General features: G+C 70.2%; 13 protein-coding genes and 1 pseudogene. 7 read left to right on the top strand and 7 right to left on the bottom strand.

Going from position 1 to position 17,278, the window contains the following annotated elements; all coding sequences use genetic code 11:
- Both G6045_RS30525 and G6045_RS30520 read right to left on the bottom strand, forming a co-directional pair.
- A partial coding sequence (locus tag G6045_RS30525) for an ABC transporter permease subunit (protein WP_328707954.1) occupies nucleotides 1–2,209 on the bottom strand: 2,209 nt, incomplete at its 3' end.
- Nucleotides 2,210–2,212: 3 nt separating this feature from the next.
- A complete protein-coding gene (locus G6045_RS30520) occupies nucleotides 2,213–2,692 on the bottom strand; it encodes a hypothetical protein (RefSeq protein WP_165335392.1) in 480 nt (159 codons plus the stop codon).
- Between the two features lie 178 nt (nucleotides 2,693–2,870).
- On the opposite strand from G6045_RS30520, the gene G6045_RS30515 reads away from it, so the two are divergent.
- Nucleotides 2,871–3,455, top strand: coding sequence for a hypothetical protein (locus G6045_RS30515; protein ID WP_165335391.1), 585 nt, complete (start codon nucleotides 2,871–2,873; stop codon nucleotides 3,453–3,455).
- Between the two features lie 4 nt (nucleotides 3,456–3,459).
- A complete protein-coding gene (locus G6045_RS30510; RefSeq protein WP_165335390.1) occupies nucleotides 3,460–4,758 on the top strand; it encodes an ABC transporter substrate-binding protein in 1,299 nt (432 codons plus the stop codon).
- A 17-nt stretch (nucleotides 4,759–4,775) separates the two neighbouring features.
- Here the strand turns inward: G6045_RS30510 and G6045_RS30505 are convergent, their stop codons facing one another.
- Complete coding sequence (locus tag G6045_RS30505) at nucleotides 4,776–5,645, bottom strand: FkbM family methyltransferase (RefSeq protein WP_165335389.1); 870 nt, start codon at nucleotides 5,643–5,645, stop codon at nucleotides 4,776–4,778.
- Between the two features lie 247 nt (nucleotides 5,646–5,892).
- Between G6045_RS30505 and G6045_RS30500 the strand changes: the two genes are divergently transcribed.
- Both G6045_RS30500 and G6045_RS30495 read left to right on the top strand, forming a co-directional pair.
- Nucleotides 5,893–7,188 carry a glycosyltransferase family 4 protein gene (locus G6045_RS30500; RefSeq protein ID WP_165335388.1) on the top strand — a complete coding sequence of 432 codons (1,296 nt, stop codon included), beginning with the start codon at nucleotides 5,893–5,895 and terminating at the stop codon, nucleotides 7,186–7,188.
- A complete protein-coding gene (locus tag G6045_RS30495; RefSeq protein ID WP_235968402.1) occupies nucleotides 7,185–8,090 on the top strand; it encodes a hypothetical protein in 906 nt (301 codons plus the stop codon). Before G6045_RS30500 ends, G6045_RS30495 begins: the two co-directional genes overlap by 4 nt.
- Here the strand turns inward: G6045_RS30495 and G6045_RS30490 are convergent.
- The gene (locus G6045_RS30490; protein WP_165335387.1) at nucleotides 8,087–9,286 is read right to left on the bottom strand and encodes an epoxide hydrolase family protein; all 1,200 of its coding nucleotides are present in this window, start codon (nucleotides 9,284–9,286) and stop codon (nucleotides 8,087–8,089) included. The two genes, G6045_RS30495 and G6045_RS30490, sit on opposite strands and share 4 nt — an antisense overlap.
- 99 nt (nucleotides 9,287–9,385) lie before the next feature.
- On the opposite strand from G6045_RS30490, the gene G6045_RS30485 reads away from it, so the two are divergent.
- Complete coding sequence (locus G6045_RS30485) at nucleotides 9,386–10,429, top strand: helix-turn-helix transcriptional regulator (RefSeq protein ID WP_165335386.1); 1,044 nt, start codon at nucleotides 9,386–9,388, stop codon at nucleotides 10,427–10,429.
- On the opposite strand, the pseudogene ctaD reads toward G6045_RS30485, so the two are convergent.
- Nucleotides 10,329–12,002, bottom strand: a pseudogene (ctaD, locus tag G6045_RS30480) (aa3-type cytochrome oxidase subunit I); the annotation flags it as partial. The gene G6045_RS30485 and the pseudogene ctaD sit on opposite strands and share 101 nt — an antisense overlap.
- 485 nt (nucleotides 12,003–12,487) lie before the next feature.
- Here ctaD and G6045_RS30475 point away from each other — a divergent pair.
- Complete coding sequence (locus tag G6045_RS30475; RefSeq protein WP_165335385.1) at nucleotides 12,488–12,703, top strand: I78 family peptidase inhibitor; 216 nt, start codon at nucleotides 12,488–12,490, stop codon at nucleotides 12,701–12,703.
- Between the two features lie 143 nt (nucleotides 12,704–12,846).
- On the opposite strand, the gene G6045_RS30470 is transcribed toward G6045_RS30475, so the two are convergent.
- Together G6045_RS30470 and G6045_RS30465 are read right to left on the bottom strand one after the other, a co-directional pair.
- On the bottom strand, nucleotides 12,847–13,851 hold the full coding sequence (locus tag G6045_RS30470) for a phosphatase PAP2 family protein (RefSeq protein ID WP_165335384.1): 1,005 nt from the start codon (nucleotides 13,849–13,851) through the stop codon (nucleotides 12,847–12,849).
- A gap of 217 nt (nucleotides 13,852–14,068) precedes the next feature.
- The gene (locus G6045_RS30465) at nucleotides 14,069–15,229 is read right to left on the bottom strand and encodes a glycosyltransferase family 39 protein (RefSeq protein ID WP_165335383.1); all 1,161 of its coding nucleotides are present in this window, start codon (nucleotides 15,227–15,229) and stop codon (nucleotides 14,069–14,071) included.
- 226 nt (nucleotides 15,230–15,455) lie between these two features.
- Between G6045_RS30465 and G6045_RS30460 the strand changes: the two genes are divergently transcribed.
- Nucleotides 15,456–17,129, top strand: a complete 1,674-nt coding sequence (locus G6045_RS30460) for an MFS transporter (protein WP_165335382.1) — start codon at nucleotides 15,456–15,458, stop codon at nucleotides 17,127–17,129.
- The last annotated feature ends 149 nt before the right edge of the window (nucleotides 17,130–17,278 follow it).

The following is a 17,278-nucleotide window of genomic DNA, read 5'->3' as shown; positions in this document are numbered from 1 at the left end:
GGACACGCGGCACGTTGCGGCCCGCTGCCGCGTGTCCCACGCGGCCGGACGTGGTGGCGCGCGGCGCGAGGCTGCCGGGGGGTCGCTCGGATGCCTCAGGGCTGGACGTGGTGGTGCGCGGCGCGTGGCCGCCGGGGAGTCGCTCGGATGCCTCAGGACCGGACGTGGTGGTGCGCGGTGCGTCACTGCTGGGGAGCGGCTCGGATGCCTCAGGGCCGGACGCGGCGCCACGCGGCGTGTGGCCGTCGGGCATCGGAGCCGGCGTCTCCGGGGCGGATGAGGCCGTCCCCGCGGCCCCCTCGCCGACAACCCCGGCCGCTCCTCGTACCGCCGAAGCCTCCCGCCGTACGGCCTGAGCAGCGATCCGTGCCCGTACGGCCTCGCCCCGAGTGGTGAGCCGCAGCTCGGGGCCCGTTCCGTGGAAGCGTCCGGCGACGGCCCGTACCGCTTCGTAAGGACCGCCGGGGAAGCGGCCGATCAATACCGCGAGGATCCCGATCACTGCCGCCGCCACCCCGCCCCGCGTGCCCGCGTCCAGGCCCACCAGGAGCGCCGCCGCGCCCAGTGCGCCGATCAGAGAGTCCGCGCCGAGCACGACCACCGCCGCGAACCACAGGAGGCCGCGCACCGGGTCGAAGGCCGCCGGGTCGAAGGCGCGCAGGCCCATGCCGAGCATGCCGCCGCCGAGTGCGGCAAGCGCGGCGCCCGCGACGAAGGCACCCACCTTCATGAGCGGGACGGGCACGCCCGACGCCGACGCCCCCGCCTGGTGATCGCGCAGGGCGGCCAGGGCGCGCCCCGTACGGCCGCGGCGGAGCAGCGAGACGCAGAGCAACGCGCCTGCCAGGAGGACGAGTTCGAGGATGTAGTACGCGCGGTCGCCGCCGAAGCCCGCGGGCCGGCCGATGCCGAGACCCGATGTGGCGTACGGCTGGTCGAAGACGAAACGGCTCACGCCCATCCCCACCGCGAGGGTGGCGAGGGCGAGCGCGAGACCGTGCCTGCTGATCGCCGGCCAGCCGGTCAGCAGGCCGAGCGGCGCCACGAGCAGGACCGCGACCCCGAGCGCCGCCAGCGTCGGCAGCTCCGGAAGGCCCGGGAAGCGGCCCGCCGTCAGCAGCGCCGTGAACAGGGCGCCCAGTCCCGCGTACGCCGCCTGCCCGAGCGAGATCTGTCCGCCGCGTCCCGTGACGACCACCAGCGAGAGGAGGACCACGGCAAGGGCCGGCACCTGGATCGCCGTATGGAGGTCGGAACCCGCGAAGCCGAGCGGCAGCAGGAAGAGCACGCCCGCGACGACCCACACACCGGCCGGCGTACGGATACGGGCCGTCGCGGTGCGCGGCAGGGCGTCGCGTCCGCCGATCCCGGGGAGTACCAGCGCGGACACCAGGAGCGCCACCACGAACAGATTCGCGCCCACCGCCTGGAGCAGCGGCTCGCCCCAGCCCGACGGATGCAGCCGGGTCAACTGGGCCTGGACCACGCCGATCCCGAGCGCCACCGCCACCGCGATCGGCAGACTGTGCATGCCCGCGCCCACCGCGACCGCGATCACCTGCATGACCAGGAGGGTCAGCCCGTAGGGATCGAGGCGCACCTGCGAGGCGAGCAGCACCCCGGTCAGACCCGCGGTGAACGAACCGAAGGCCCAGCCCACCGACGCCACCCGGTCCGCGTCGATCCCGCCGAGCACGGCCAGCGGACGGTTGTCGACGACCGCGCGCAGCTCACCGCCGAAGCGGGTCCAGCGCGTCACCGCCCACACGCCGGCCGCGAGCGTGAGGACGATCGCGAGCTGCCCCCACGGTTCGTCGCCGAGCACCTGCGGGGCGTCCGCATGCGCGCCCTGTCCCCAGACGAGCGCTGCCCCGCCGACCAGGAGCACGAACACCCCGATCGACGCGACCAGCGTCTGCACCGGATCGCTGCCGAGCACGGCGAGGGGACGGAACACCGCGCGTTCCAGGAGGAGTCCGAGCCCCGGAGCGACGACGAACAGCGTCACTCCCGCGCCCAGCCACAGCGGCCAGCCCCACTCCACGGTGAACTGCCGCAGCAGATACGCGCACACCATCGCGACCGCGCCGTGCGCGAAGTTGAGCACTCCGGTCGCCCGGTAGGTGACGATCAGGCCGATGCCGGTCAGGGCTGCCGCGCTGCCGACGGCGAGGCCGGCCAGAGTGAGGTCCCACGTCAGCGAGTTCACCGCTCAGGACTCCGGACCGGCCTCGGCGGCATCAGGTCCGGGTTCGCAGATCGGGCACCGGTCGAGCCCCTCGTCGGCCGGCGCATGCGCATCGGCCGGTACGGCCTGCGGTTTGCCCGCGACGAGCGGGCAGTCGGCGCGGTGGTAGAGCGTGCCGCCGGGCACGAACAGCAGATCGCCGCTGGTCGCGGCCGGCCGCACCGGGACCGGCTGCGGCTCCTCCTCCCGTACGAGAAGGGCGTACAGCTCGTCCATCCGCGCCGCGGCCGCGACACCGCGCGCCTGGGCCACGAGCACCGCGCCCGCCACGATGAGGGCGGCGCCCGGCAGGGTGCAGGAGGCGAGGTAGGGCACCTGGCGTTCGGCGAAACGCTCGCCCGAGACCCCGTACCAGCCGATCACACAGAGCACCGCGCCGAGCGCCGCGGCGGCGAGGCCCGTCCACAACAAGGGGTGCACTGTCCGCAGTCGAGCAGTCCGCATCCGGGCCCCCTCGGGATCCAGCTCACGTGTGGGTGCGTCTGTGCCGGTGTCGCGTCTTTGTTGATGTCTAGTCAGTCGGCTGTCTGTTCTTGTCAGCCGATCGCTTGCACTATGCCTTCTTGAAGCTGACCCTGAAAGCACCGGGCAGGGCCCGGTCCGACACCCGGTGGTGAGCCTGATGGTCCTCGGGAGCAGCCCTCACACGCGTTCCAGGACACGTTGCGCCGCGCTCGTCGCGGCAGTGGTCCTGGTCATCGGCCCGGCCTTGACGGCCTGCGGTGACGACGGCGGAGGGGGCAGCGACGATCCGCCGCCCACCCCGACCAAGGACAAGACGACCAGCGCACCCGCGGATCCGACGAGTGCGTCGCCGTCCGAGGAAGAAGGCGGCGGCGGTCAGCCGGAGGATCCGGCGGCGGCCGAGAAGGAGATCAAGGCCAACTTCGCGAAGTTCTTCGACCCCAAGGTGTCGTTGGCCGAGAAGGAGAAGGTCCTCGAGAACGGCACCGAGATGCGGCCGGTCCTGAAGGCCTTCAGCGGTGACGAACGCGGCGGCCAGACCTCGGCCGAGGTCAAGAAGGTCGAGTTCACCTCGCCCACCGAGGGCAAGGTCACCTACGACCTGTCCCTCAACGGCGCGGTCGTGCTGCCGGGCGCCTCGGGAGCCGTGGTGGAACAGGACGGCACCTGGAAGGTCTCGGTCAAGACGCTCTGCGGGCTGCTCGCGATGAGCGGCAGTACCTCGCCGATGCCCGGCTGTTGAGCGGATGCGAGTGCGGTCGTACGGGGCCGTGTCCGTGGCGCTGCTCGCCCTGGTCGCCGTCGGCTGCGGCAGCCGGCTGCCGGAGAGCGACTTCACGGACCGGCCCACCGGGCCCGAACAGCCCGCGGACACCTCGCCGTTGAAGGTCGGGATCATCGCGAGCGAGACGAGCCCGGTGGGCGGCGAGGCGTTCACCGGGCCGCGGGACGGGGCGCGGGCGTACTTCGAGCGACTGAACGCCCAGGGCGGGATCGGCGGCCGCAAGGTGGAGGTGCACACCTGCGACGACGGCGGCAGCGGTGTGGGCAACAACGAGTGCGTGCGCGAACTCGTCGACGAGCAGAAGGTCGTCGCCCTCGTCGCGACGACCACGCTCGACTACGCGGGTGCCCCGCGGGTGTCCGACGCGGGCGTCCCGGACATCGGGGGGCAGCCGATCGGGCCCGCGTACGACACGTATCCGCATCTCTACTCGATCTACGGCTCGCTCGCCCCGCGCGAGGGCGGCAAGGCGGGCTGGGACGGCAAGCAGTACGGCGGCACCGAGGTCTACCGCTACTTCAAGCGCGAGCACGGTGCCCGTACCGCCGCCGTGATCTCGTACAACCAGGCCGCGTCGGCGGGCTATGCCCAGCTGATCACGCGCGGTCTCAGGGCCGAGGGCTACAAGGTCGTCACCGAGCAGGTCGATCTGTCGCTGCCCAACTTCCGTGCGGTCGCGGCCGATCTGAAGGAGCAGGGCGCCGATCTGGTCTTCGACGCGATCGACTCGCACGGCAACGCGCAGCTCTGCAAGGCGATGGACCAGGTCGGCGCGAAGGTCACCGCGAAGGTCACCAACGCCCAGAACTGGAACTCGGGTGTCCTCGAGGACTACGCGGACGCCCCGCGCTGCCGCAACGCCCTGTGGGTGACGGGGTCGAGCCGCAACTATCAGGACCCCGGCAGCGAGGCCGCGAAGGAGTTCCGGGACGCGATGAAGGGCTCGGACCGCCGGCTCTCGCAGTGGCAGCTCGAAGGCTGGGCGGCGGCCATGTGGTTCGCGGACGCGGCCAAGTCCTGCGCCGGACAGGAAGCGGGCGTCACCCGGGAGTGCGTGGACGCGTTCATGCGGCGCGGTGAGCCCTACGACGCGCGCGGACTGCTGGTCCCGGTGGTCTTCGAGCAGCGTCCCGAGCCGCCGAGGACCCGCCGGACCTGTCTGTCGGTCGCCCGCTGGCAGGACGCCGACGGCTGGGTGACGGAGGGCGGCGACATGAACGAGAACTGCTTCGAGGTGCCCCAACTTCCGTACGAGCAGTAAGGGTTCCCCCCGCGGTCTCAGGAGGTGGCCGTCTCCGCCCGCACCATCACACAGTCGAACTCGACCACACGCCCCGTCGCCGGCTCCCGCGTCACCGGATACATCCCGGTGATGCCGAAACCCCGGGCCTCGTACGCGGCGATCGACTCGGCCATGGCGGGGCTGCCCTCGTACAGCCTCAGCGGTGCGACCTCCGACTGCAATCCCACGAACTCGTCGATCCGCTTCCCGCCGCCCTCGAAGACCTGCAGGTCGAACCCTTGCGTATCCATCTTCAGATACGGGCGCGGGTCGGCGATCCCGTCGAGCGCCTCGTCGATCACGCTGTCGAGGCGGCGGACGGTGATCTCCTCGGTGCCGCCCTGCTTGAAGCGGTTGTAGCGGCCGCGTCCGTATGCGCTGGGCGGCAGCAGCGAGTTCATGGTGTTCCAGTCGACGTGGATCGTGCTGGTGCCTTCCTCGGCGCCGAGGGCGCAGGGGTGGACCTGCCAGTCCGGGTCGTTCTCCGCGGCCTCGCGCAGGGTCTCGAAGGTGAGCGGGACCGGCTCGAACGAGACGATCCGTCCCTTGTAACCGGACCGGCGCAGCCGTTTCGCGTACTGCCCGCGGTTGGCGCCGACGTCGAAGACACAGTTCACGCCGTACTGCTCGAGGATTCCGGCCACATGGTGGTGGCAGAGGTACTGGGCCGCCGCGAGCTGGAACTCCCGCTCGTCGGCCACGTCCTGGTCGCCGCGCACCAGCAGATGAGATCCGCTGCCGCCGAACTTCGCGTGCTGCCATCTGCCGCGCCGGGAGATCACGGCGGCTCCGGGCTCCAGATCGAGCACATGGACACCGAGCCGCGGCAGTGCCTCGAGCATTCGTCTGAAAAGCGTCGTCGCCATGCGTCCACCCTGGCAGAGCCTCGGGTGCGGGAGGAAGGGATGTGCGCGAGGGGGAAACCGGGACGAGAGGTGGGGAGTTCCCCGTTCCGGGTCACAAAGATCAAACGGTTGGAGAACGAGCTCCTACCGGAACCCAACCGGCACAGGCGTTCGGACGTCACACCTGATGTCAGGCGGACACCGGGGAGGGGACACCGGGGAGGGGAACCTCCATATGTCCGCGGGGAAACGGGGAACTTGGGGACGCATGCGGATTTCTTTCCTGATCAACAGCGCTTACGGCATCGGGGGAACGATCAGGACCACGTTCAACCTCGCCGAGCAGCTCGCCGAGCAGCATGAGGTCGAGGTGGTCTCGGTCTTCCGCAACCGCGCGAGCCCGCTGCTCGCGCCGGACGGGAACGTGCCCGTGCGCTACCTCGTCGACCTGCGTAGACAGGAAGCGACCTACGAGGGCGACGACCCGGAACACAAACTGCCGTCCCGCTGTTTCGCACGCCACGACGGTGCGTACGAACGCTACAGCCGGCTGACCGACCGGCGGATCGGCGACCATCTCGCGCGGACCGACGCGGACGTGGTCATCGGCACCCGGCCCGGACTCAACACCCACCTCGTCCGGCAGACCCGCCGCGGCCCCGTCCTGCTCGGGCAGGAGCATCTGACCTACTCCACGCACTCGCCCCGGCTCCGCCGCGAGCTGCGCGCCCTGTATCCGCGACTCGACGCGCTGATCACGGTGACCGAGAAGGACGCCCGCGACTACCGCAAGCTGTGGCTGCCCGGCGTACGCGTGGAATCTGTGCCCAACTCGGTGCCGGACCCCGGCATCGAACCCGCGGACGGCCGGGGCAAGTGGGTGGTCGCGGCCGGACGGCTGACCCGGATGAAGCGGTACGACCTGCTCATACGCGCCTTCGCGCATGTGGTCGAGGAGCGGCCGGACTGGAAGCTGCGGATCTACGGCGGCGGGGTGGAGCGGGCCGACCTGCGCGAGCTGATCGGACGGCTCGGCCTGTACAACCACGTCTTCCTGATGGGGCCCGTCAGTCCGCTGGAGCCGGAGTGGACGAAGGGGGCGATCGCCGCGGTCTCCTCCAGCTTCGAACCGTTCGGCATGACCATCGTCGAGGCGATGCGGGCGGGCCTGCCGGTGGTCGCCACCGACTGCCCCCACGGGCCGGGCGAGATCATCGAACCCGGTGTGAACGGGCAGCTGGTCCCCAACGGGAACGCCGAGGCCATGGGTGCCGCGCTGCTCGGCCTGATCAACGACGACGAGAAGCGTGCCGCCATGGGCCGTGCGGCCCGCGAGCGTGCGCACCGCTACGACCCGGCGACGATCGGGGAGCGCTACGACCGGCTCCTGACCGAACTGGTCGCCCGCCGCGGCCGGTTCCGCTCCGGCGCCCACCGGGCCCGCGGCTCACTGGTCGGCGGGGCGTACGCGGTCAGGAACGTGGCCGGCGCGGCGCGCCAGGGCCTGGGCTACGTGCAGAAGAACGGCGTGCGCGCGGCCGTCGTGAAGGCGAGGACCGTATGAGCACCAGCAGTACCGACAGCACCGGCACCAAGAGCGTCGGGAGCACCGGAAGCACCGGAAGCACCAGCACATCGGCACTGACCGAGTCCGAGCGCAGCACCGGGCCGCGTGCCCACTGCGTGGCCGACGCGGACGGCGGGCTCGCGTTCGAGCTCGGCCTGTCCGGTGCCGCGGGCGGACAGGCCGTCCTGCTGCTCCAGCGGCGGCGCGGTCGGGCCACGGACGAGGTGCGCCTGCCGCTCGCCGAGACGTCCCCGGGCCGGCTGCGGGCGGAGCTGCCGGTCGACACCGTTCTGCGGGAAGGCCGTTGGGACGCGTACCTGGTGCTCGGCGAGGACGCCCCGGTCCGGATGCTGCCGGGCATGAACGATCTGCGCACCCTGCTCGGCCGTGTGCCCGGCAAGGGGGAGGACCACCTCCGGGTGCGGATCCCGTACCCCACGAAGGACGGCCATCTCGCGGTACGCGCCTGGCAGCGCTCACCGCACGCCGAGGCCGGCGAGCTGTACATCGGTGAGGACCGGCTCACCTTCAAGGGACGGCTCTTCGGCGCCGGGTTCGACGACGGGGCGTATCTGGAGGTGGACCCGCGCGGCAGCGACGAGCCGTCCCCGCGAGCCGAAGTGGTGGTGGACGGCGACGAGTTCACCGCCACCGTCCCGTACCGGGTGCTCATGCCCGGGCTGTGGGACCTGCGGCTGCGGCCCTCGGGTGCGCGAGGGCCGCGGGTGCGGGTCGGGCGCCTGCTCGACGATGTCGCCGACAAGAAGCCCGTCTTCACCTATCCGGCGCTGCGGGTGACGGGCGAGTACGGCCCGGTCGACGCCGAGCCGTACTACACCGTCGACAACGATCTGTCGGTCAAGGTGACCGCCCGGGCCGACGGGAGCGAGGGGAGCTAGCGCGCCGCGCCGGGCGGCGGCTGGCGCAGCGTCCGGAAGAACTCCCTTACGTCGCCCAGGAGTTGCTGCGGAGCCTCGAGGGCGGCGAAGTGCCCGCCCTGCTCGTACTCGTTCCAGTGCGTGATGTTGTTCAGGTCCTCGGCCCACCGGCGGATCGCCGGATCCTCATGGAAGTTGGCGACTCCGGTGGGCACCGTGGACGACGCGCTCGGGAACCAGTCGAGGACGTGGGTGTTCTCGTAGTAGATCCGTGCCGCCGAGCCGCCCGTGCCGGTCAGCCAGTAGAACATCACGTTGGTGAGCAGCGTGTCCCGGTCGACCGCGTCCTCGGGCACTTCGGCGGACGGATGGGTCCACTCCTTGAACTTCTCCATGATCCAGGCGAGTTGTCCGACCGGGGAGTCGCTCAGGCTGTACGCGAGCGTCTGGGGGCGCGTGGACTGCAGCTTGTTGTAGCCGAACCCCTCGCTCGTGAACCAGTTGATCATGTCGAGGCGCTTCAGCTCCTTCTCGCTGAGCTGCGCCTTGAACTCGTCCGAGACCGGGCCGAGCGGGATGAACCCCACCGATGGGGCGTTCACATGGATCCCGATCACCGCATCGGGTTCGATCCGCCCGAGCGTCGGCGAGATGATCGCGCCGAGGTCGCCGCCCTGGGCGCCGTACCGCTCGTATCCCAGGCGCCCCATCAGCTCGTGCCAGGCCTTGGCGACACGGGTGGCGTTCCAGCCCTTGTCGCGGGTCGGTCCGGAGAAGCCGAAGCCGGGGATCGAGGGGACCACCACATGGAAGGCGTCCGCCGGGTCGCCGCCGTGGGCACGCGGGTCGCTGAGCGGGCCGACGAGCTCCAGGAACTCGACGATCGAGCCCGGCCAGCCGTGCGTGAGGATGAGCGGAAGCGCGTCCGGCTCGGGTGAGCGGACATGCAGGAAGTGCACCTTGGCGCCGTCGATCTCGGTGACGAACTGCGGGAGTTCATTGATCCGGGCCTCGTGCTTGCGCCAGTCGTAGCCGGTGCGCCAGTACTCGGCCAGTGACTTCAGATAGGTCAGCGACGCGCCGTACTCCCACTCGGTGCCCGGGAGTTCATCGGGCCAGCGGGTCGCTTCGAGCCGGGTGCGCAGGTCGTCGAGCTGCGCCTGAGGTATCTCGATCCGGAAGGGTTCGATCGTCGAGGGTGCAGTGTTCTCCGCCATGCCTCACAAAGTAGTGGCCCTTGCGGACAACTACAGTCCTCATGACGACGGAGAACCGAGGTACTCGAGGCGGCCTATGTCGATGGCACACTCGGTGCCATGCTCGAGACCTCGGCCCGCCTGTTGAAGCTGCTCTCCCTGCTCCAGGCGCATCGCGAATGGTCCGGCCCCGACCTCGCGAACCGCCTCGGCGTCACCCCGCGCACGGTCCGCCGCGACATCGACCGGCTGCGCGAACTCGGCTACCCCGTGAACGCCTCACCCGGCACCGGCGGCGGCTACCAGCTCGGCGTCGGCGCCGAGATGCCGCCGCTGCTTCTCGACGACGAGGAGGCGGTGGCCGTCGCGGTCGGACTGCGTACCGCGGCCGGGCAGGGCATCGAGGGCATCGGCGAGACCTCGGTACGGGCGCTCGCCAAACTGGAGCAGGTGCTGCCCAACCGGCTGCGCCGGCGCGTGAGCACCCTCAACGCGTTCACCGTGCCGATGCTGCGGTCGGCCCAGGCCTCGGCCGTGGACCCTTCCGTCCTCACCGAGCTGGCCGGCGTCTGCCGCGACGCCGAACGGCTGCGCTTCGAGTACCGCGACCACGGCGGCAGTGCCACCCGCCGCACGGTCGAGCCGCACCGCCTCGTGTGCACCGAACGCCGCTGGTATCTGGTCGCCTGGGATGTGGACCGCGACGACTGGCGTACGTTCCGCGTCGACCGCATCACGCCCAAGCCTCCGCACGGCCCGCGCTTCGAGCCGCGCGCAGCACCCGCCGAAGACCTCGCCGCGTATGTCTCCAAGGGGGTTTCGACCAGGGCGTACGACGCCCAGGCGACGATCCGCCTGCACACCTCCGTACAGGAGGCGGAGCAGCGCATCTCCCCGTCCGCGGGCACGCTCACCGCCGAGACGGAGAGCACCTGCGTCCTGCGGACGGGGGCCGGCAGCCTGGACGTCATGGTCATCCATGTGATGCTCATGGGCTACGAGTTCGAGGTCCTGGAGCCCGCCGAGCTGACCGAGCACATCAGGCGGAGTCGTGACCGCCTCTCCCGGGCTCTGGAACGGGGTTCGTCTCCCGCTGGAACGCCGCGAACTCCGGATGGTGCAGATCGAACGCCGGGGACTCCGAGCGGATCCGGGGCAGCGTGACGAAGTTGTGCCGCGGCGGCGGACACGAGGTCGCCCACTCGAGGGAACGCCCGTAGCCCCAGGGGTCGTCGACGTCGACCTTCTTGCCGTACTTGGCGGTCTTCCAGACGTTGTAGAGGAACGGCAGCGTCGACATCCCGAGCAGGAACGCACCGATCGTCGAGAGGGTGTTGAGCGCCGTGAACCCGTCGGCGGCCAGATAGTCCGCGTACCGCCGTGGCATCCCCTCCGCGCCCAGCCAGTGCTGCACCAGGAACGTGGTGTGGAAGCCGACGAAGAGCGTCCAGAACTGGATCTTCCCGAGCCGCTCGTCGAGCATCTTGCCGGTGAACTTGGGCCACCAGAAGTAGAAGCCGCCGAAGGTCGCGAAGACCACGGTGCCGAACACCACGTAGTGGAAGTGCGCGACGACGAAGTACGAGTCGGTGACGTGGAAGTCCATCGGCGGCGACGCGAGGATCACCCCGGTCAGACCGCCGAACAGGAACGACACCAGGAAGCCGACCGCCCACAGCATCGGGGTCTCGAAGCTCAGTGACCCCTTGAGCATGGTGCCGGTCCAGTTGAAGAACTTCACCCCGGTCGGCACCGCGATCAGGAACGACACGAAGGAGAAGAACGGCAGCAGCACCGCGCCCGTCGCGAACATGTGGTGCGCCCACACCACGACCGACAGACCCGTGATCGCCATCGTGGCGCCGACCAGCATCACGTAACCGAAGATCGGTTTCCGGCTGAACACCGGGATGATCTCCGTGATGATCCCGAAGAACGGCAGCGCGATGATGTAGACCTCGGGATGCCCGAAGAACCAGAACAGATGCTGCCAGAGCAGCGCACCGCCGAACTCGGCCTCGAACACCATGGACCCGAACCGCCGGTCCGCCTCCAGGACAAGGAGCGCGGCCGCGAGCACCGGGAAGGCGAGCAGGACGAGGATCGACGTGAACAGCACGTTCCAGGTGAAGATGGGCAGCCGGAACATGGTCATGCCGGGCGCGCGCATCCCGATGATCGTCGTCAGAAAGTTCACCGCACCGAGGATCGTGCCGAAGCCGGAGAGCGCGAGCCCCATGATCCACATGTCGGCGCCGATGCCTGGCGAGCGCTCCAGGCTGTTGAGCGGCGCATAGGCGAACCAGCCGAAGTTGGCGGGGCCCGAGGGCACGAGCAGGGAGCCGAGCACGATCAGGCCGCCGAAGAGGAACAGCCAGTACGAGAGCATGTTGAGCCGCGGGAAGGCGACGTCGGGGGAGCCGATCTGCAGCGGCATGATCTCGTTGGCGAAGCCCGCGAAGGTCGGCGTCGCGAACAGCAGCAGCATGATCGTGCCGTGCATCGTGAACGCCTGGTTGAACTCGTTGTTGCTCATCAGCTGAAGCCCGGGGCGGGCGAGCTCGGCCCGCATCATCAGGGCCATCAGACCGGCGATCAGGAAGAACACGAACGAGGTGATCAGGTAGAGATGCCCGATCTTCTTGTGGTCCGTGGTCGTCAGCCAGTCGACGACCACCCGCCCCGGCCGGCGTACCGGAGCCGCATCGGCGACCTCCTGCACGGTGTCCGTCCCCATCGCTGCCCCCTCGCGTCGTCACGTTCCGGGCCCCGAGCACTCGCCATGATGCTCGCGTCGACCCCGACTCCAACAGGGGGCGTGCACACGGGAGTACCTGCCGGGCAGCGGAGGTAATCGAGAGATCCGGGGAGATTCTGTACGGGAACCATGAATTCCCTATGGCCCGTCAAGTCGTCGGCGTGGAGCCGGGATCGCTATTACGGGGCAATCACGGACGGCCGCGCCTCCTGGAATTCACCGGACCCGGAACAGGTCGGGAACGGAGTGGGAACGGTCCGAGAACGACCTTTACGAGTACCCGCATCGTCAATTCGGAACCCCTCGTTCGTGTGAAGAGCTGCGGGATAAACCGATGTAGAGAAGCTGTGACACAAGCGTGACCGCCGGGGGACAGGTGACGCTTGGTGTGCGCTCGGCGCGTCCGTTCCCGGGGCTGCGGCCTCCGCTTCCCACAGCGCGGCGCGGACGCCTACGGTGGCCGTATGGCACCGATACCCACGCCCGGAGCGGGACCTCAGGACAGCCCCGACACCTATGTAGGCCTCGACGCGCAGAGCGCGGAGCAGCAGGCCCTCGAGCACGGTTGGCGCACGGTCAGAAAGCTGCCGCCGGGCGCCATCATCACCATGGAGTACCTCGAAGGGCGGCTGAACTTCCAGGTCGAGGACGGCGCGGTGACGCGCTGCTGGAAGGGCTGAGGCCCCCGCGCGGGGCACCGCCGGACGACGGCTGAGATCTCTGCGTACGAACGGCGAAGGCCCCGGCTCGATGAGCCGGGGCCTTCGCCTTGCGGGGAGGTTGTGCGTACCGGCCCCGCTGTCCGTGCGGTTCTCGACGTGCCTCAGCTGCCCGTGACCGGGCTCGCCGCGGTGGAGCGGCCGACCCGCTCCGGATGCTGCGGCCGGCGGCTGACGACCGGGGTGGCGGGCGCGCGCTCGGTGCGGACCGGGTGCGTACGGAGTCCGCGCGCCGGATGCACGGTCGCGGCGACCGGCTCGCGTGTGGCCGGTACCTCGTCGTCGGCGGGTGTGCGCTGGGGGAACATGGCCGGCACTCCGGCCGGGACCGCGCCCGCTGCCGTGCCGCGCTCGCGGATCCGGTCGCGCACCGCGAAGATCCAGGCCTCGGCCCGTGCGACCAGCGGCTCGAACCAGGGCAGCGCGAGCAGGATGAGCAGGCCGGCGGCCCAGCCCAGCATCACATCGCTGAGCCAGTGCGTACCGAGATAGACGGTGCTGAGTCCGACACCGAGCGCCACGATCGCGGAGACCGCCGACAGATAGCGGCGGGTGCGCTGGCTGGAGGCCAGATACGCCAGGATGCCCCAGGTCACGACCGCGTTGGCGGTGTGGCCGGAGGGGAATATATCGCCGTTGCCGAAGTGCCACATCTCGTTGGAACCGATGGCCGTCGCATAGTGCGGGCCGAGCCGGCCCATGCCGATCTTGGCGGCGCCCACCGTGATGTTGAGCAGCAGCAACGAGGTGCCGAGCATCAGCAGCGGACGCAGGGTGTGCTGACGCCAGGAGCGCCAGCCCAGCCAGGCCAGGACCATCACCGCCGTGGGGCCGCGCTGGCCGAGCACCACGTAGTAGTCGATCCAGGCGTGCAGCCCGGACCACTGCTCGTAGGGACGGAAGAACATCAGCTGCCAGTCGAGCCTGACGAGCCAGGTGGTGTTGATGACGGCCACGACGATGAGCCCGTAGAACACCAGGGTCGAGCCGAGAAGCACGATTCGGTGCGGGCTCATCCGCGGAACGTCGAGGTTCTGCGGCCGCTCAGGCTCACGGTCCAGACGGGCGAAGAGCCGGTCCAGACGGGTGAGGTTTTGTTCGGTACGCACCCAATCGACGTTACAGCGAGTGAGCTGAGCGCTAGGCCGAATCAGTGGCTTTGTGATGACGATGTGATGTGGGATTGATCTCAGGAGTCCCTTTATTCCCCCGGTTCGTCGAAAAGCGCGGGACCTTCGACTCCTATTTCATTGATCATTTCCGGGGCCGCTTTAGTGGGCGGTGCGAATTCGTTCACCGGTAATCAGTGCCGATTTTCCCTGCCGATCACGGCGGACCCGATCCGTTCAGCCAAAGCGCCCCATACGCCGCAGATGCCGCGCCCACGACCGTGAGGACCGCCGCCGACCTGGGCGTTCGCAGCCGCCCCAGGGCGACGGCGAGCGGCAGCAGGAGTGGGAAGGCCGGCATCAGGAGCCGCGGCTTGGACCCGAAGTACCCCGAGGCGCACAGCGCGAGCGCGAGCACGATCCCCGTGTAGACGAGGAGGGGCACCGGCTGCTTCTGCCGGGCGCCCGCCACGTACAGCCAGATCACCGCCGCGACTCCGACGATCAGACCGACCCCGGCGAGCGCGGAGGGGAATGACGTGAACTTGTCGCCGATGAAGCGCGCGAAGGCGTACCCGAAGTCGAAGCCGTTGCCCCACTGCTTCTGGACGTCGAGGTAGCCGAAGAGCCCGCCGCCCGTCTTCTGTCCGACCCACAGCACATACCCGGCCGCCCCCAGCGGGGCGAGCACCGCCCCGAGCACCATCCGCCAGGGCGCCCGCCTCTCCCGTACGACCACGAGGATCGCCGCGACCCACAGCGCCGCCACGACCGCCATGCCCACGGGCCGGGTCAGACCGGCGAGTGCCGCGAGCAGACCGGCCGTCAGCCAGTGCTCGCGCAGCACCGCGTACAGCGACCAGGCGGCGAGTGCCGTGAACAGCGCCTCGCTGTACGCCATCGACTGCACGATCCCGACCGGAAGCACCGCCCACAGCGTCACCGCACAGACCCCGGCACGTCTCCCGTACAGGCGGTCGGCGATCAGGAAGATCCCCCAGGCCGCCGCGAGCGAGGCCAGCCACGCGACGACCATCCCCGCGTCCGCGTACGACAGCGGGCTGATCGCCGAGAGCGCCCGCTCCAGCCAGGGCAGCAGTGGGAAGAACGCGAGGTTCGAGTGGACCGTGCCGTCGGGCAGTGTGGTCGACCAGCCGTAGCCGTGCTCGGCGACGCGGGTGTACCAGAGCGAGTCCCAGCGCGCGGTGAGCAGGGTGTGCGGGCTCTTGCCCGTGCCCAGGCACCACAGCGCGAGCACCAGGAGACCGAGCGCGCGTACCCCGGCGTAGACGAGCAGTGCGGGCGCCGCGTGGCGCAGCGCCCGGGTCAGGCGTCCGGTCGCGGGAGGCCCCGCGGGGCCTTGATCAAGATCGGTCACGGGCTCGATTATGGGTGCCGTCACCGGAGCGGCCCGAACCGGCGTGTGCCCTCTGCGCGTGTATAGGGGGAAGAGGGGTGGTGTACGCCACAAGCAGTCTCGTGCGCGCGTGAGAGATGGACCACGCGCACCAGCAGTGAACTGACGTAATCTGACGGCTCACTCGCGATCGCGCCGGTCGGCCCCACCCGACGGCCGCGTACGAGGACCCACTGGAGGTACACGGATGAGCGGGACGACCACGGCTGCCGCGCGGCGGCCCTCGGCCGTTACCAGGCTCCTGTGTCCCGAAGGCGGCGCCAACCGCTGGGTCGTCCTGATCGTCCTGTGTGTGTCCCTGGCGATCGTCGCGATCGACTCGACCGTGCTCCATGTCGCGGTCCCCGCCGTCACCGAGGACCTCAAGCCGGGCGGCATCCAGCTCCTGTGGATCGTGGACGCCTATCCGCTGGTGTGCGCGGCGCTGCTCATCCTCTTCGGCACCCTCGGCGACCGCGTCGGCCGCCGCCGCGTGCTGCTCCTCGGATACGGCCTGTTCGGCGTCGCCTCCGCGATGGCCGCGCTCGCCGATTCGCCCCACCTGCTGATCGCCGCCCGTGCGCTGCTCGGTGTCGGCGGCGCGATGATCATGCCCGCGACCCTCTCGATCGTCCGCCAGGTCTTCCCCGACCGGCGCGAACGGGCCGTCGCCATCGGCGTCTGGACCGCCGTCGCCGCGATCGGCGCCGCCGCGGGTCCGCTGCTCGGCGGCTTCCTCCTCGAGCACTTCTGGTGGGGCTCGGTCTTCCTCATCAACATCCCGCTGATGTTCGCGAGCCTGTTCATCGGCCGGTGGCTGCTGCCCGAGTCGACCGGCGACCGCGACGGACCGTGGGACGTGACCGGTGCGCTGATGGCCGCCGGCGGACTCTTCGGCGTGGTCATGGGCGTGAAGCGCGCGGGCGGCGGCGAAGGCGTGCTCAGCGCCATGACCCTGGTGCCGCTCGTCGTCGGCGCGGTGCTCCTGATCCTCTTCGTACGCCGTCAGCGCCGCCGCACCCACCCCCTCGTCGATCTGTCGATGTTCGCGCGGCCCGCGTTCGGCACCTCGGTCAGCTGCATCGTCCTCGCCATGCTGGCGCTGGTCGGTCTGATGCTGATCGCGGCCCAGTATCTGCAGCTGGTCCTCGGGCTCTCCCCGTTGGAAACGGGGCTGCGGATGGTCCCGCTCACGCTCGCCGCGATGGCCGGCGGCCTGGTCGGCTCCCGCCTGCTGCCATGGGTCGGACCGCGCGCCATGGTCGCCTCCGGCTTCTGTCTCACGGCAGCCGCTGTTCTGGTCCTCACTTTCCTCGGCCACGACGACAACCCGCCCCTGATGCTGGTCGGCTTCGTCCTGCTCGGCTTCGGTCTGCAGACCACGCTCTTCGGCAGTTACGAGTCGATGCTCAGCGAGGCGCCGCAGGGACAGGCGGGCGGGGCGGCCGCGATCGGCGAGACCTCGTACCAACTCGGCGGCGGCATCGGCATAGCGCTGCTCGGCAGCGTGATGAACGCGGCGTACGCGCCCGGGCTCGCGGCCGCTCCGGGCGTGCCGTCGGCGGCCCGCGCCTCCGCGGAGAACTCCCTCGGCGAGGCCTACGAGGTCGCCGACTCGCTCGGCGGCGGTGCGGGGGCGGCGCTGCGGTCCGCCGCGCGGGACTCGTTCGTGAACGGTCTGCACGTCACGCTGATGGTCAGCGCGGGGTTGCTGCTGCTCGGTGCGTTGGCTGCGTTGCGGTTGCCGCGGGTGATGTCGTGTGGTGACACGTGCGATGCGGGGGAGGGGGCGGTGGCGATTCCTTCGCCGGCTGCGTCCCGTGAGTCCTCGGCCTCGCCTTCGCGTTCGCGTTCGCGTGCCTCTGCGGAGTCGCGGGGCTGAGTGGTGGTTGCGGTGGGCTGAGGGCGCCTGCGGCGGGCTTTCTCCCCGCCCCGCCCCTTCCCGAAACTGAGGGCTTCGCCCCCAGACCCCCGCATCCGAACTTCGTTCGGATCTGCTCAATCGCCGCAGGGGCTGGATGGTCTGCTCAA

This window comes from Streptomyces mesophilus, assembly GCF_011044995.1.
Lineage (GTDB): Bacteria > Actinomycetota > Actinomycetes > Streptomycetales > Streptomycetaceae > Streptomyces > Streptomyces mesophilus.
The sequence above is the reverse complement of the archived record's forward strand: the minus strand, read 5'-3'. Positions and strand labels throughout refer to the sequence as shown.

Coding starts and splice junctions, on each gene's coding strand:
- G6045_RS30520 (WP_165335392.1), bottom strand. CDS start 2,692: ATGCGGACTGCTCGACTGCGGACAGTGCACCCCTTGTTGTGGACGGGC.
- G6045_RS30515 (WP_165335391.1), top strand. CDS start 2,871: ATGGTCCTCGGGAGCAGCCCTCACACGCGTTCCAGGACACGTTGCGCC.
- G6045_RS30510 (WP_165335390.1), top strand. CDS start 3,460: ATGCGAGTGCGGTCGTACGGGGCCGTGTCCGTGGCGCTGCTCGCCCTG.
- G6045_RS30505 (WP_165335389.1), bottom strand. CDS start 5,645: ATGGCGACGACGCTTTTCAGACGAATGCTCGAGGCACTGCCGCGGCTC.
- G6045_RS30500 (WP_165335388.1), top strand. CDS start 5,893: ATGCGGATTTCTTTCCTGATCAACAGCGCTTACGGCATCGGGGGAACG.
- G6045_RS30495 (WP_235968402.1), top strand. CDS start 7,185: ATGAGCACCAGCAGTACCGACAGCACCGGCACCAAGAGCGTCGGGAGC.
- G6045_RS30490 (WP_165335387.1), bottom strand. CDS start 9,286: ATGGCGGAGAACACTGCACCCTCGACGATCGAACCCTTCCGGATCGAG.
- G6045_RS30485 (WP_165335386.1), top strand. CDS start 9,386: ATGCTCGAGACCTCGGCCCGCCTGTTGAAGCTGCTCTCCCTGCTCCAG.
- G6045_RS30475 (WP_165335385.1), top strand. CDS start 12,488: ATGGCACCGATACCCACGCCCGGAGCGGGACCTCAGGACAGCCCCGAC.
- G6045_RS30460 (WP_165335382.1), top strand. CDS start 15,456: ATGAGCGGGACGACCACGGCTGCCGCGCGGCGGCCCTCGGCCGTTACC.